Origin of the sequence: Mycobacterium sp. RTGN6 (genome assembly GCF_033804605.1) — a bacterium.
In the GTDB taxonomy this organism is placed as follows: domain Bacteria; phylum Actinomycetota; class Actinomycetes; order Mycobacteriales; family Mycobacteriaceae; genus Mycobacterium.
Map to the genome: position 1 here is coordinate 165856 of NZ_JAPZKZ010000005.1, position 14913 is coordinate 180768.

Genomic DNA, 14913 nt, shown 5'->3' on the forward strand with positions numbered 1-14913 from the left:
GCGATTCGCTGCTAAGCCACAGCTGTCGTCGATCGACGTTCGGACGATGACGAGACAGCCATGGGGTCCGCGGTCGGCACCGAGATCTGCATGCTCGACACGGTGAGGGTCCCAAACGACGGCACGATCGTCTCGTACAGGCTGGCACTGGAGACGAGTTGCAGCGTCACCGTCTCGCCGGGGCGAAGCGTGTGCGCGACGGGCTCGAGGTCGACGGTGATCGTGTGCGGCTCGCCGTCCAGCGTCACTGGCACCGGGGTGACGAGGCTGCCCAACACCATCCCCGTCTGATTGTCGACGAGTTGGGCGTAGACGTGTCGGGCCGACCCGGTGCCCGAGTAGGTCAGCGTCAACGTCGGTGCACCCACCAGGTACGTCGTCGCGGTGCTCGCCGGGACCTTCAGGCTCACCGCGTTGACGGCCGGCAACGCGTAGGGAACGAAGGGCACTCCCGACCCACCGAGGTACGGAATCAGCGGCAGGATGCCTTGGCTATCAGTCGTCGCGACGACGGGCGCACCCTTCGTCACCGGGTACGTCGACGAGAACCATTGTCCGCGTTGATCGACCCACTCGAACTGGGGACCGGTGTGCGCGGTGAGGTCGTTCTTCACGTACCGGTCCAGCCACGCGAGCGTCTCGCGCTCGATCACCGCACCGTCGCTCAGATCGAACAGGTTGTTGGCGCATATGCCGTGGCCGCCGCAGAACCAAATCACCTTGGTGGTAACCCCGTTCGCGAGCAGCGTCTGCGCGGTGGCGTCGGCTTCCGCCAACGAGAACAGCGTGTCGACGGTGCCATGGATCAGCAGGGTCGGCACCGTGATCTTCTCGATCGCGGGATTGCGTGACAGGAACAACGCCAGATCGCTCGGACTCAGTTGTCCCGTGAGGTCGCCGTAGACCGTCGCGGGAAGGATCCGAGGATTGATGCGCCCGCCCAACAGTTCGAGCACCGCGGTGAGTGGGGTGGCCCAGCTGCTCTTGAACGCCCCGCTCTTGTAGAGCGACGTGTCGAGGCGGTTGTAGGCGATGGCGGGGACGATCGCGTCGACGCGCGTGTCGTTCGCCGCGGTCACCAATTGGATTCCGCCGCCGTAGGACACGCCGATCATGCCGAGCCGGGGATCGCCTGGCGCGTCGAGGAGCACCTCGGGCTGGGTGGCGATCCAGCTGATGATCGCCGACATGTCTTGTCCCTCGAACTCGGCGGCGTTGAGCTCCAAGGTGCCGCCTGAGTTCCACTCGCCGCGAGGGTCCCAGGTGACGACGTTGTAGCCCGCCCGGCGCAGCGTTCCGGGGGTCAACATGCCGACGACGTCGGCGAGGATCGGGTCGAGGAACGTGCCGTCGAGGTTCGTGGCGCCCGTCGCGCCCAGGCCGGGTCCGTTGAGCACGGTGGGTGCCTTCTGATCCTTCAGCAGTCCCTGGGCCGGCATGAAGTGGACGTAGATCTGGGTGCCGTCGAAGGAGACCACCTTGACGTCGCGCGCTTGCGGCGCCCCCCGTGGGAGCCCCCACTGCACCGGATAGCCGATGAACGGGTGCAGGATGTCGCCGACGATCGGAATCTGGTGCAGCAGGGCGACAATCGGAGTCACGACGCCCGGCCCGAAGACCGGAATCTGCTGCAGGAACGCCAGCGGCGGAACCTGCTCGATCGCAACGACGTTCGGCGCTGCCGTTGCCGAGCTCAGTGCCGTCTTCTGCACGCCGTCGGTCGGCACGTCGGCCAACTCACGACGCGCTGCCGCGGCCATGGTCCACTCCGCGGGCGAATCCGGCGGCGCTGCAGGCACATCGGTTGACGAGGGGCTGGTCGCCGGCTTCGCGGCCTTTGGCAACTCGGCCGGTGCGGTCACCGTCGCGGCGGGAGCGTCCGGAGCGTCCGCATCGGTTGGCGACGTGACGTCGGCGTCCGGATCGGCGTGCTCCGAAACGCGTGACGTCGAGTCCGTCGCAGGTTTCCGTCGATCGTCGTCGGGTTTGGCATCAGTGTCCGAGACACCTATCTTGCGAGCCGATTCGGAGGTTTTCTCGTCGCTTTCGGATTCCACGCCTTGGCTAGACGTTTCCTTCGCCGACGACGGTGCCGACCCGGCAGACGATGGAGGAGTCGAATTCGTGGTGGTCGACGACGATGGGCCCGCCTGCGACGAGGTCGACGAGTCCGCTCCAGCGGACCCGTCCGTCGGCTCGGCCGACGCCACCCCCGGGGCGGCCACGACTGCGTATCCGATACCTAGCGCGACGGCGAGTCCACCCGTCCGTGCTGTCACCATTCGTCGTCCTCCCCACGGTGCGAATGGCGCCCATCGTAGGGAGGCGCTTGCGGTCGGACCGGCGATTTCCGCGACCCCGTCATATTTCGTCTACAACCGACCTCGGTGAGGGAGATCTGTCCCTGCGCAACCATTGGTCACGATCTGTCGGTGGGGCGCGCCACACTGACGCCATGTCGCAAGTGTTACTCGCAAACTTCACGGACTGGCTCGATGAGTGTGGCGCGGGCTACGTGACGGAGGAGTTGGTGAACCATGCGGAGGCGTTTCTGCGATGGCGAGCGGACGCGCCGTTGGAATCGCTCGACGACGACGACATCCGCACGTTCTTGCTCGACTGGTGCCCGCGCCAACTTGCACTACCCGCCGAAGCCGCGGGCGCGGCGTGCGAAGCAATGGTGGAGTTCAGCTTTTTCCTTGGCTGCATGGGACGGCTTCGCGGTGGTGTCGAGCGGGGCAGATCACTTGCGAGAGTTGCGAACACTCTCGAGGGTGCCATGCGCGCCGCGATCGCCGATCGATCCAACTGCCACACGACCAAGTCGCTGTCCGAAGGCGATGAGGGCAACACGTCAGACCTCCCCGAAGTGGACCTAGCCGATCTGATTGTGGCGATGAATTCCGCACCACAGGAACAGCATTCGACGATGCTCACCGAATGGAGGCCGGGGTCGACGGCATCCGAACGGGCGGGAATCGTCGCGGCATTGATCACCGACTCAAACGATGCACGGACCCGGCTCGTCGGACTGCGGCTGCTCGGCATGTTCGACACCGACGTTGCCGAGCCGTACATGCGGCAACTGCTCGACACCGCAGCCGCTGGGCATGCGGCGATCTGGTTGCTCGATCGCGGGCTAGCGGACGGCGACACCGTCGGCGGATTCGTCACCCCGGCCATCCTGGTCGACATCCTGTCGCAGCTGGTTGACCATCCGGACGTGTTGTGCGAGCAGTTCCTCGGCAGCCATGACCCGCACCGCATGCTGGAGTTCTTCTGGCGTCATCCGGCACCTGAGACGGCGTCGGTGCTCGACGTATTGGGGCGGTACCTGCCGGACCGTGTGCTCGCCAAGCAGGCCCGCAAGGCGGGGATCAAACACCAAAGCTGGTTGGCCAACGACAGCCGGCGATGATCGGCGTGCCCGTGTCGGTACATAGATTCCCCGGAGTGGGTGCGGCACACGAACGGATAGGGAACCGGGCTTGCGGTTCGCAGGCGGTATAGAGCAAACACGTCGAACGACGGCATAGGCTGAGATACATTTGCCGTCATGGGGAAATTGTCGATGCTGACAATTGGGTTTGTAGTGGGCATCGCCTTTAGTCCAGCGGCAGGCGCTGCGCCAGGTAGCGTAGCGCTTGTACGGCCCCTGAGTCCCTATGCACCTCTTGAGCAAATCTCTGAGTGCGATCCCAACTACTCGGGTGCCTGCGTTCCGATCGCCAGTGACGTCGACTGTGCTGGCGGTAGCGGGAACGGTCCGGAGTATGTCGAAGGTCCGGTGACTGTCGAGGGTAATGACATCTACGAACTTGATCGAGACGGCAACGGAACTGGGTGCGAATAGCGCGGCAGCCGCACTGACAGCCGCGCCTGAGCCGCATGCTGTCACGCCGCTGTCACGACGGCCGAAATAGGCGGAAACAGCGGTCAGCCTCGCCGCCCGGCGCGTTCGGCGAAAGCGTCGAGCGCGGCGAGCACTTCAGGAGAACGCCACACTCGGTTGCGGGGTCCACTGGTCGTCTCGACGAGGATTCCCGCCTCGGTGAGCGGGTTGAGGTAGCGATGAGCGTTGGTGGATTCGATGCCCAGCTCCTGCGCCAGTAGCGCAGCGTTGACGACCGGACGCCGGATCAATTGATCGGCGACCCTCCACACCGCCGAGTCGGACCGCGCTGTGATCACGTCGTTCCAGGTCTCCCGGATATCGCGAAGGTCGGTGACCAGTTGACGCCCGTTTGCGATCGCCAGGAGGGTGGCCCGCGAGAAGCGCTCGACAATCGGCGCGGCGTCACCGTCGCGATAGCTCGTCAACGCGGCGAAGTATGCGCCCGTGTCGGCCAGCAGCCCGGCCGAGATCGGCACCGTCACCTGGCGCGTCAAGCCCTTGTTGCGCAGCATCGCTTGCACCAATGCGCGGCCCGTGCGGCCGTTGCCGCCGGTGAAGGGATGGATGGTCTCGAACTGTGCGTGGCCGACCGCGATCTGCGACAGCGCAGGTACGTCGGCGCGCTGCGTGAAGGCGATCAGGTCTCCAATCGCCCCAGGGATCAACTCATGGCGCGGGCCGACGAATGTCGCGCCGACGGGGGTGGAGCCACCGCCGGTCCACACTGGCTCGGTGCGGAATTCGCCTGGCGTGTGGCGTGGTTCGTCGAACATCAACGCGCGGTGCATCGCCAGGATCGCGTCGACGTCAACGGTGTCGGACAGCGCGACCGCTGCTTGCATCGCAGCGGTGTTGGCGACGATCAGTTCAGCGTTGCGCTTGGCCTTGCCACCGGGCCGCTCGGCGTCGGCGATAGCGCGGGCTGATGCGGTCAAGTTTTCGATCTGCGAGCTTGCGGCGGACTCCGACCGCAGCAACACGGCGGCAAACGGTGCGATCTCGCCTCCGAGTTCGGCGTCGAAACGTGTGATCTCGTGGCTGGCGGACTCGGCGGCTGCCAACACGGACGGCAGCAAGGCCAGAACCAGCTCGGCGATGCTTGCCGGCACGGCGGGGTGATAGGTGCCGTACTTGGGCAGCGTCTCGCTCGCGTACCGCCTACCCTGCGGGTCCCAACGAACGTCCTCGTAGGTGACGGGGCGAAGTGAAGTCACCTACTCAGATTAGCCTCACTTATATGGCTAAGTGAAGTTAATAGTGGCGGTTGACTTCATTTAACGCGGGACGGGGCGGCCGCCGAAGTCCGGCAATAGCGGGCCGAGCGGAAGGCGCATCCCGCACGCACTGCTGTTTCCAGGTCGGCGCAATCGCTACGTCTTCGATTGGGCTCACCCGATCCGTGCCGGAAACCTGTACGAGCACCACCTGCAACCCGCTTGTCGAGCGCTGAAGCTCGGCAACGTCCGCTTTCACGACCTGCGGCACACCTTCGCGACCATGAACCTGAGCGCTGGCGAGCACTACATGCAGATGTCAAAGTGATTGGGACACTCTAGTTTCGTGCTTACGCTGACCATCTACGCCGACTAATCAACGAGGACGAGCAAGCAGCGCCGAAGGTAGGCAGAGGCGTCGCGGCGGACGCGAAAACGTAGTGTCCCTATCTGGGCCAGGGCCAGGTTGACGCGCCTACGGCCTCCACTGTTCGATACCTTTGCGCTGACCTACCTTTGTGCTGGGGGTGGCCGCACCTGGAAACCACTGAACTACATACGGGGAAGGTCCCACTTGCAGGCCACCGCCGTAAAAGGCCACTAGATGCTGTTCTTCTTTGGCCAGTAGGGCGTTCCGCACGGCTTCTGTTTGCTCAAGCCGGAGGGTGTCGTACGCGTATCTTTCGTTCGCCACGGCTTCGTCATCGTGTACGAACGCCGAAAAGTTGGGACTGCCATGAGTATCGGCGAGTTCCTGAAGAACGACCTTCACGTTCTGCTTGAAGCCATCGTTGTCCAGATCCGCCGAGTCGACCACAACGTAGTAGTGAGGTTCATTGTCTTGGCGGAAGTGACCTTCACCAAGAATCTCGAAGTTTGGTACTGGTGTCTGTACGGCGACGGTGTCAGTCGCCGCCGACGGAGTTGAAGTGGTGCCACTGCCACAACCTGTCAGCGCTAGGGTCAGCATGACGAGTATTGCCGCCGCAGTCGACGCTCGGAGTGATTTCATTACGTGCCTTCGTCATTTGATCGGCTAGCAGGTTGGGTGCGCTTGCCTGCGAGTTCACGTCGGGTCTGTTCGCTTCTTTCCCGAAGGCGCGCAGCCAAGTCTTCGTAGTACTGACGTTCGTCTTCGCCGGGCACGGTGTAAACCCATACGCCACTATGCTGTTTCGCGTAGCCCTTGAGGGTCTTAGAGATCTCGTATAGTGCCTTCTCTGGTGATCGGGCCTTCTCGGTTGTGACACGCAACGTGTTCCAAAACATGTTGGTGTCCAGCGAAATTGGATTGCGATAGCTGGGCTTGTCGGGGTTCATCTTGTCGTCAAACTCAACATCACCAACGAACTGAGTCTGTAGGTCTCCCTCGTACTCTGCGCGTTCGATGCCTGAGGCCCAACTAGTTCGCCATTCCTGACCTGGCGCAAGGACGGCGATTTGGTTTGGTACAAACAGCTGGTCGACCTGCTCGCCGGTTACCATGTTTTCATACGGCACTAACTTCAACGGTGGCAGCGTGAACCGAATGTTGTACGCCGGTGTCTGGCCGAAGTTCTTGATGACCAAGTCCATGTACTGCCAGTCGTTGGGGTCAAGCTCGATGTAGACCACGACGTCGGGCTGTGCGACCCGTTCACGCGTCTCGCGTGCTTCCTTAACCTGCCCGCGTGCGTAGACCAGCGCCCCGACCGCGATTAGTGCTGTAACCCATTGGGCTAACGCCGCCCACGCGTCGGCGGTCACTTGGAGTCTGCTGGTCGTCCGAAGAAGCGGCGGAGCTCATCGAAGAAGGCCACGACGGCTGGCATCATGTCGTCCGGGATCACAAGGTTGACCTCTCGGTCGGTGGGTTCGCCACGCCGCCGTACCCGTAGCGGCACTAGCTGGCCGGGGCTTTTGCCAGAGACGAGCTCGGTTGGCGGTTCGAGCAGCACGTATTGATCTAGCGACAGTAGGGCGTCGCCCATCAGCACCGTTGGTTGCGCCGTCCCGGTGACCGACGGCTCGCTGCCCTGCAGCTCGAAGTCCTCACCGGCAAGCGCACGTGCTCGGTGGTCGTCGCACAGCGGGCCGACCAGCGGCAGCGGCTCCATCGTCTCGTTGGCCGCGGTCAGGCACTTCAACGCGTTGCACGGCGTCACGGTTGCCAGAATCTCACAGCGCGCCGACAAAGTTGCGGATGTGGACGCAGCGACGGCCACACGTCCGAAGGCACCGCGCTAGACGGCGCAAAACGACCTGTGAGCAGGTGTTTCACCAGTGCTCCCACTGGGATTCGAACCCAGACTTGGCGGATTTTAAGTCTCCGTTGGCTTGTTCCCCGCCGTGCCACCAGAGTCCTGAATGACCACTGACCAGCACAAATATTCCTTGCGCGTCTCGGACCGAACCTGACCGTCTCCCAGTAGTTGTGACACGGTCGTGACAGCGAGCGCTCCGCGAACTCGACCCTGACTGCAGGGATAACGGACCTAGCCGGGCGTCCAGAAGCTACGTCTCGTAAACCGAGTGTCGGGGGGCTCAACTATCGTCCGGTCTAGTGGGACGTGACCAGACATGATGGGAGGGCGTGGTGCGCGAAGGCGAGACGACAAGTGACAAGGCCGAACGCAAACCCGTTCGTGTGGTTCTCTCGAACGGGGAGATCCGGTATGAAGTTCGAGCAGCTGTCTACTGCAACGGTAAGAGAAAACGTCTCAGACGACGGTTCAGAACTGTTGTCGAAGCCGACGCGTTCTTGGCCGAAATACCCGAATCAAATCGGATGAGGCGCTACAAGATACGCGATGAGCAGTATCGTGAGGCAGTCAGGCAGTCCCATTCACTTGCTGGCGCACTCAGGCTGTTAGGTGTCGTGCCGGAGGGCGGAAATTACCGCGTCCTTCACAGAGCCATCGAACGACTCGGTCTCAATACGTCACACTTCGCCGGGCAGTCTTGGTCAAGAGGCGTGACGCTTTCTCACCGCGTGCGACCGATAGAGGACTACCTATCGAACAAGTATCCAATTCAGTCTGATCGGTTACGCCGACGACTGATCGACGAAGGCGTCCTCGAGCGGAGGTGTTGCGGCTGCAAGCTCGATACCTGGTTGGACCAACCGATTCCGCTGGAGTTGGACCACATAGACGGCAACCATCAGAACAACGCGCTGGACAACCTTCGACTGTTGTGCCCCAACTGCCACTCGCTTACGCCGACCTTCAGAGGCAAAAACAAGAGATCTACCTCCACGCTAGACTCTGCTGCCTAGAGGGGACGTAGCCTAATTGGCATCGGCGGGGCGCTTAAAACGCCTGACATTTGTGGGTTCGAGTCCCACCGTCCCCACCCGGCTATCACAATTGGGCTATGGGCGTCGCAGACGCTGAGCCTAGTTGGTGTGCGCCCGCCCAAGCTGGACCTGCCATCGAGCACCGCGCGTTGTCGGTCCGAACGAGCCTATTTCACGTCGCCAGCGGGGATTCCGAACCCGCTTACTTGCTCCGCGAAATCGTGATCGTCGTCCATGCTCCGACGTGGATGCGGTCACCATCGGCGAGGGGGATCTCCTCGTGCTTCGCGATGAGCTCTTCGCTGCCGTTGAGACTGGTTCCGTTGGTCGACCCCAGGTCCGTGATCGTGATCCCCGCATCACCGATGCGCAGCACCGCGTGCTGTGAGGAGACGCCGCGGTCGGCGGGATGGACACTGAGGTCGATCTCGGGTTCGACGCCCTGTTCGGGCTTGGCACGTCCGATCAGTGCGATGTTGCCCCGCAAGGGGATTCGGCGGTCGCGGAAGAACTTCGGGAACTCGACCGTGTCGGGGCCTTCGCGGGCCAGCACGCGTTGATGGAACTCCCGGTCGGCGGCGACCACCGCGGTCCACAGCACGGGCGCTGCCGAAGCCGGCGGCTCCGCAGGCTCCCCGGGCGTCGCCGTGGGCCGCGCCAGCGGTGCGGGCAGCGCCGAATCGTGTCCGCATGCTTCACAGAAGCGGCCGCTGCTCGGCATCCCGCACGCGGGGCAGGCCTTCTCCTCGGCTGGCGCCGGCGCGGCTTGCTGTGCGGGCGCCGCTCCAAGGGCGGTGCCACACACGTCGCAGTAGTCCACGGCCACCGAGTCGTGTCCATCGGGACAGGTCGGCATCAGGTCTCCTTCCGCACCCGGGCCGTCTTCGTCGACCGCGCGTCGAGCGCCATCTCGTCGGCCGCCGCCACGTCGCGCCGCAGCTTGGCCGTGCCGGTCCGCTCATCGACCTCCACCACTGCTCTGAGCAGCTTGGCGGTGCCGTCGTTGCCCGACTCCACGGCGAGTTCCATCGCACGCTGCAGTTTGGCGGTCGCCGTCTTGACGTCGCCACTCTTGCGTGCGCTCAGGCCCTCCTGCACCGCTGCCGCGAGCTCTTCCTGGCCCGTGTAGTGGGCCACCCGGCGGCTGATCTTGGCGGACAACTCGGTGTCCGCGGTCCACACCGCCTTCACCAATCCCTCGCCGAGCACTTGGTCGCCCGCGACGACGCTGACCCTCATCGCGAGCTTCTCGCGTCCGACCGCGGCAGGTTCTACCTCGACCTGCACGTGGTAGTCCCGGTCCTCCGCCCCCCACGAACCCAGCGGGTAGTCGCCGAGCTGGCCCGAGTCGACGCGCCGGTGCGTGAGGTCCTCCACCGTCGGCGCGACCTGCTTGACGAACTCGATTCGCGCTCCGGCGGGCGTCCACACCCGCAAGGTCAGGTCCGGGATCGCCTTGCTCATCGACGTGCGCATCATGTCGGCGAAGTCCTCCGCGAGGTCCTCGGGATCGGCCACGATGTCGACGGTGCCGAGCAACGCCGATGAGATCGCCCGCAATTCCTCGACGTGCCAGGCGGTGCCGACGCCCCGGCAGTCGCAGGTGAATTGTCCTTGACTGGAGGCGATCTGGGCCCGCATCTGCTCGGCGGTCTCGTGTTCGTTCTTGCCATCGGTGAGCAGGATGGCATGGGTGAGCGCCCCGACATGGCGCCCAACGACTTCACGGACCGCCGCGAGCCAGGTGCCCATCGCGGTGCCGCCGCCGGGTCGTAGCGCGTCGACGGCCTGCTTCGCCGCCGCCTTGGTCGCCGCGCTGGCCGGTGTCGGCCACCCCTCCCTCGGGTAGACCGGAGTGGCGATCTCGGTCCCGGCGATGATCGTGAAGTACGTACCGTCGACGAGTTCGTCGACGGCGGCCATGGTGGCGCGCTTCGCCGCGTCGAACTTGTCCATCGGGAACTGCATCGAACCGGAGCAATCGATGACGATCGCCTCCACGCGGTCGGCCGCTGCAGCGCTCGCCACGACATCGTCCCCTGCCACGATGCTGACGATCGCATCCACCGTCCCGACGCCCTCGGCGAGGTACGGATTGTGGTCGACATCAACTGAGATGCCGGAAACCCCTTGCTGTTCATCCGAGCTCATGCGGTCCTCCGATCGGGATCACTATGACGGTGATGTTGTCCGCTCCGCCGGCGTGCCAGGCGAAGTCGACGAGCGCGCGTGCCGCCGTGATCGCGTCGCTACCGGGAAGGAACCGCGCGATGTCGACCGCCTCGGGCAGATAGTTCCAGAGTCCGTCTGAGCAGAGCAACACCGAACCCGGGCCGCTGACCGTGATCGCGTGCACGCTCGAGTCCCGCCAGGGCTGCGGGTCGGCGTCGGCGCCCAGCCAGCGAGTCAGGGTGTGCGCACCAAGTTGCACGGCCTCGGAGTGGGCCGAGGCGCCGGCGGTGATGAGTTCCTGCGCCACGGAGTCGTCGACGGTCAGCTGCTGCGGGGGTGCGGGCGGATCGGGAAACCAGTACGCCCTGCTGTCCCCGACGTTGCCGATCGTGAGCTGCACGGCGCCTGCAGCGTCGGGCACCACGGTCACCGCCGTGTACGTACAAGACGGGGTGGACGACGGATCCGTCCGCGCGGCGGCTGCGGCCTTCGCCGCCTCGGCCAGTCCCGCGAGTACGGCGGCGCGCGGCGGCCGGGCCGCACTCAGCGCGGCGAGCATCGCATCCACGCCCAACGTCGACGCGGCGACGGCTGCCACGGACGATTCACGCGCCGACGACACCCCATCGCACACCACCGCGGCGATCAGGTCCGGCCGACCGCCGACGCCCGACACGACTCCGGCTGCGGCGGCATCCTCGTTGTACGCGTGTTCCACACCGCGATCGGTCACCGCGACGATGCCCGCGAGCTCCGCCTCGTCGCGATCGGGTTCTGCGCGCCGGTGGCCGCACACGTCGCAGTATTCCTCGAAGGGCTTGGTATTGCCGCAATCCGCGCACGACCCCTCCCTGAGCCGTCCGGGCCGCGGGATGGAGATGCGGCGAAGCTCCGCCAGCACGGCGCCACAGGCCTCGCAGAACCGGTCGGCGTGACCAACGGGCGCCGCGCACTTCGAGCATCCAAGTCCGCCTTCGGTCATACGCGCGTCCTCGGCCGAACGGCATTTGCCTGCTCCACCAACGCGATCCGCTCCCAGGTGTCGGTCGCGTCGTGAGCGAGCTCGCGGTAACAGCCCTCCATTCCGGCGCGGACTCCGGGCTCGTTGAAGTCATGGGCAAGCAATCGCGGCGCCTTGGGGGTGTGCCCGGTCCCGATCCATCGCAACGCCGCGGACAGCACCTGCAGCCTTAGCGTCGCCCGTTTGGTGGCCGACTCCAAATTCAGTGTCGTAGCCCGATTTCCGGCATCGAGTAGCACCTTCTCGTTGCAACTCTTGGGATCTCCGCCGTCGAGCAGGACTCCGATGGCCGTTGCGGCCGCCGTGGTGAAGGACGCCGAAGCCGGAGCAACCTCGTCGAGCGCTTTGATCGCGCCGTCGCGGTCACCGGCTCGCACACGTTGGCGCGCCAGTCCGAACGCGGCGCTGACGTAGCTGTGGTCGGTGCGCCACACCGATTCGTAGTACCGCGTCGCCTCGGCGGGCACGTTGCGCAATTCTGCGGTCGCAGCCAGCGCCAACTTCGGGGCGAGCTCACCCGGCAGAGTGGCCAGCACGGCATCGAAATCGGTTGCGGCCTCTTCATACTCACCCTCGAGCAAAGCGCACTGCGCGCTGTACCACATCAGCCGCCAGTCGCCGGGAATCGTCGCACTCAGTTCGGTGAGACGTTCGCGGGCGTCGGTTGGCGAGCCGAATTCCAGCGATGCGCGGACGAGTCTCAGCGGGATCTCGACGGAGGTGCTCTTGCTCAGTTCACCGCCCCGGGCCAGGTTCAGCGTGTGTTCGAGTTGCGCCAGTGGGGTGCCGCTCGTGGTGGCCAGCAGCCCTGCTCCGGAATCCGTCGGATCGACGACCGGCACCGGCAGGGCCGCGATCACCGCAGCGGGATCGACCTTGACGTCCGTGCCCATCCCGAAGACCGCGCGCTGGGGACTGAAGTACGTCGACAACCGTGGCCGTTCGACGCCCGCGTCGACGGAGGCGATCTCGTGCAGCACTCCGGTCAGTTGGTCGGCCAACTCCTCCATGGACGAGAAGCGTTGCTCCGGGTCGGGATTGGTGGCCCGCCGGATCGCGTAGTACAGGGACTCGTACTTCGCAAAGACCGGCTCCGTCTCGGGGCCGGGCAGCCCCGCGACGAATTGACCGCGCTCCTGCGGCATTTCGATGACGAGCACGGCGAGCGTCCGCCCGACGGTGTACACGTCGCTGGCGACGGTGGGGCCGGTCTGTGCGACCTCGGGAGCCTGGTAACCGGCCGTTCCGAATATCGCGCTCACCTCGTCGTCCATGGGGATGACCGCACCGAGGTCGATGAGCTTGAGCTGCTCATCGGACTGCATGACGTTGTCCGGCTTGAAGTCGCAATAGGCAAGCCCTTGCGCGTGCAGGTAACCGAGCGCAGGGGTGATCTCGACGATGTAGGCGACGGCCTGCCCAGCAGGCAGGGGGCCGTTGTTCGCCTTGCGGATCTGCTTGAGCGACGTGCCGCCCACGTACTCCATGACGATGTAGCCGACCGGCACGCCGGCTTCGTCGGGGTGTTCGACGAAGTTGTGGATCCGCACGATGTTCGGATGTTCCACTTCGGCGAGGGTCATTACCTCGGCAGCGGCGGCAGCCATCGCGTCGGCGTCACCGGAGTTCAGCAGGCCCTTGAGCACCACCCACCGGTTGTGCACGTTGCGGTCGATCGCCAGGTAGATCCAGCCCATGCCGCCATGCGCGAGGCAGCCCTGCACCTCGTACTGTCCACCGACCAGATCCCCGGCAGAAAGCTTGGGGACGAACGAGTATCTGGCACCGCACTGCGTGCAGAAGCCCTCCGCCAACCCGGGCCGCTCGTCGCGTCCCCGCCCGACGGGCTGGTTGCATTCGGAGTTGCCGCAGAACCGGCTACGTTCCGGCACCGCCGGATCGACCATGATCGCAGCGGCGGGGTCGCCCTTGGGGATGCGCGGTATCGCGACGATGCCTGCGCCAAGGCGGCCCCGGACACTCGAGGACCGGGACGACCCGGTGCGCGCAGAACGTGCTGAGCGCGCCGACGGCGCACTTGCCGCGGTCGGGATACTCGCCGCCGTCGCGACGCCGACCGTCGACGCGCTCGTCGCCGCCGGCGTCGAGCCTTCCGGTGCTGGGGCGGTACCGCAGACGTCGCAGTACCCGTCGACGATCGTTCCACCGCATCCCGGTTCGGCGCACGTCATGAAGTCGTCCCCTGCTTCTGCACGATGAGATGTTGGAAGTCCGTGATCGCTCGGGTGACTGCACGAAGGTCGCATGGCCGGCGCGACAAGAGTCCGGCCGCGATCCGGCCGGACGCCAGAAGGTCCGAGTCCTCGGACAGCCCGAGCCGGGCGGCCTTCGCCTGATAGGCCGTCAGGCGTCCCGACAACTCGTTGCGGCGGTCGAGCAGGCCCTGCGCGAGCTCTTCCTGCTCCCGCACTACCCGCAGAGCAGCCTCGATCCGACGCCGCAGGGACATCAACGCCGTCGGATCCGGTGCCGTGATGAACCCCAGCGCTGCGCGCAGTTCCGGTTCGGCGTCGGCGGGTTCCGGCAGCGGGCCGGACACGATGGTCTCCTCGGCCCGCACGCGTGCCTGCACCGCGCGGTCCGTCTCGTTGCGCAACCCGTCGAGCTGCGCAGCCGTCGCGGTGAGCTCCTGGGGCCAATTCGCTTGCAGCGCAGCTAGCTCGGCTAGCTGAGCGGTCCTCCGGTCGATGCCGTCGCAAATGATCTTGACGCGTCGCTCGACGTCCTGCTCGGTGAGCGAGAGCGGATCGGTGGCGGAAACCGCCAACAGGTCGATGAGCTCCTTGGGGCTCGCCACACCCGCCGCGTCGAGCCGGTCCTGCGCGGGCCCCAGTCCCTTGGTGACCAGCGAGTCGATCTGGTCGATGCCATCGAGGAACTCGACGACCTTGGGGTAGTCGGCACGCATCCGTTCCGCGAGCTCGGCGAGGCCGGCGAACTCCACCGCTTCGGCGCGACTGGTTATCGAACGCTGCGCCAGCGGGATTCGTTGACGTGACACCTCGAGCGGGCGTCCGAACAGCAGTCGCGTCAACTCGGCGCGGTCGGCGTCGGTGACGTTGGATCGGCGTGCCCGCACCGCCTTCGCGGAGTTCAAGATCGACGTCATCGAGCCCAGGTCCTCCCACAGCTGAGCATGCGACTTCTCGATCTCGACCCAACGTTGGGCGGTCACCCCGGTCGGTGAATACCGACGGACGTGTTCCAGTCCCGGATGGGCATCCAACTCGAACATCGTCGCCGACATCGCGTCGACTTTCTCAGTGCGCGTGGCGATCTCGCGATCGATCGCTTCGATGTCCTGGGCCGTCAT

At 65.2% G+C, this 14913-nt stretch carries 12 protein-coding genes, 1 tRNA gene and 1 pseudogene; 4 read left to right on the forward strand and 10 right to left on the reverse strand.

Annotated elements, in window-relative coordinates; all coding sequences use genetic code 11:
- Window positions 1-11 precede the first annotated feature (11 nt).
- Window positions 12-2282 carry a CocE/NonD family hydrolase gene (locus tag SLQ33_RS14380; protein WP_319454538.1) on the reverse strand — a complete coding sequence of 757 codons (2271 nt, stop codon included), beginning with the start codon at window positions 2280-2282 and terminating at the stop codon, window positions 12-14.
- Window positions 2283-2455: 173 nt separating this feature from the next.
- Here SLQ33_RS14380 and SLQ33_RS14385 point away from each other — a divergent pair, with 173 nt between their 5' ends.
- Window positions 2456-3418: a hypothetical protein gene (locus SLQ33_RS14385; RefSeq protein WP_319454539.1), complete on the forward strand. Its 963-nt coding sequence runs from the start codon at window positions 2456-2458 to the stop codon at window positions 3416-3418.
- A gap of 518 nt (window positions 3419-3936) precedes the next feature.
- Here the strand turns inward: SLQ33_RS14385 and SLQ33_RS14390 are convergent.
- Complete coding sequence (locus SLQ33_RS14390; protein ID WP_319454540.1) at window positions 3937-5109, reverse strand: Fic family protein; 1173 nt, start codon at window positions 5107-5109, stop codon at window positions 3937-3939.
- A gap of 118 nt (window positions 5110-5227) precedes the next feature.
- On the opposite strand from SLQ33_RS14390, the pseudogene SLQ33_RS14395 reads away from it, so the two are divergent.
- Window positions 5228-5550, forward strand: a pseudogene (locus tag SLQ33_RS14395) (site-specific integrase); the annotation flags it as partial.
- Window positions 5551-5584: 34 nt separating this feature from the next.
- Here the strand turns inward: SLQ33_RS14395 and SLQ33_RS14400 are convergent.
- The 3 genes from SLQ33_RS14400 to SLQ33_RS14410 are packed head-to-tail and all read right to left on the reverse strand — an operon-like array spanning window position 5585 to window position 7253.
- Window positions 5585-6079: a hypothetical protein gene (locus SLQ33_RS14400; RefSeq protein WP_319454541.1), complete on the reverse strand. Its 495-nt coding sequence runs from the start codon at window positions 6077-6079 to the stop codon at window positions 5585-5587.
- 41 nt (window positions 6080-6120) lie between these two features.
- The gene (locus SLQ33_RS14405) at window positions 6121-6855 is read right to left on the reverse strand and encodes a hypothetical protein (RefSeq protein WP_319454542.1); all 735 of its coding nucleotides are present in this window, start codon (window positions 6853-6855) and stop codon (window positions 6121-6123) included.
- The gene (locus tag SLQ33_RS14410; RefSeq protein ID WP_319454543.1) at window positions 6852-7253 is read right to left on the reverse strand and encodes a hypothetical protein; all 402 of its coding nucleotides are present in this window, start codon (window positions 7251-7253) and stop codon (window positions 6852-6854) included. Before SLQ33_RS14410 ends, SLQ33_RS14405 begins: the two co-directional genes overlap by 4 nt.
- A 431-nt stretch (window positions 7254-7684) precedes the next feature.
- Between SLQ33_RS14410 and SLQ33_RS14415 the strand changes: the two genes are divergently transcribed.
- Complete coding sequence (locus SLQ33_RS14415; protein WP_319454544.1) at window positions 7685-8365, forward strand: HNH endonuclease signature motif containing protein; 681 nt, start codon at window positions 7685-7687, stop codon at window positions 8363-8365.
- Window position 8366: 1 nt separating this feature from the next.
- Window positions 8367-8442 (forward strand) — tRNA-Leu (locus SLQ33_RS14420).
- A gap of 146 nt (window positions 8443-8588) precedes the next feature.
- On the opposite strand, the gene SLQ33_RS14425 is transcribed toward SLQ33_RS14420, so the two are convergent.
- From SLQ33_RS14425 to SLQ33_RS14445, 5 genes are read right to left on the reverse strand one after another with little or no spacing between them, the layout of a single operon-like run.
- Window positions 8589-9242: an FHA domain-containing protein gene (locus SLQ33_RS14425; protein WP_319454545.1), complete on the reverse strand. Its 654-nt coding sequence runs from the start codon at window positions 9240-9242 to the stop codon at window positions 8589-8591.
- Entirely contained in the window at window positions 9242-10537 is a 1296-nt protein-coding gene (locus SLQ33_RS14430) for a VWA domain-containing protein (protein ID WP_319454546.1), read from the reverse strand. The genes SLQ33_RS14425 and SLQ33_RS14430 overlap by 1 nt, the downstream gene beginning before the upstream one ends.
- On the reverse strand, window positions 10524-11540 hold the full coding sequence (locus tag SLQ33_RS14435; protein ID WP_319454547.1) for a protein phosphatase 2C domain-containing protein: 1017 nt from the start codon (window positions 11538-11540) through the stop codon (window positions 10524-10526). The genes SLQ33_RS14430 and SLQ33_RS14435 overlap by 14 nt, the downstream gene beginning before the upstream one ends.
- Entirely contained in the window at window positions 11537-13771 is a 2235-nt protein-coding gene (locus SLQ33_RS14440; protein ID WP_319454548.1) for a serine/threonine-protein kinase, read from the reverse strand. Before SLQ33_RS14440 ends, SLQ33_RS14435 begins: the two co-directional genes overlap by 4 nt.
- A complete protein-coding gene (locus tag SLQ33_RS14445) occupies window positions 13768-14913 on the reverse strand; it encodes a hypothetical protein (RefSeq protein WP_319454549.1) in 1146 nt (381 codons plus the stop codon). The genes SLQ33_RS14440 and SLQ33_RS14445 overlap by 4 nt, the downstream gene beginning before the upstream one ends.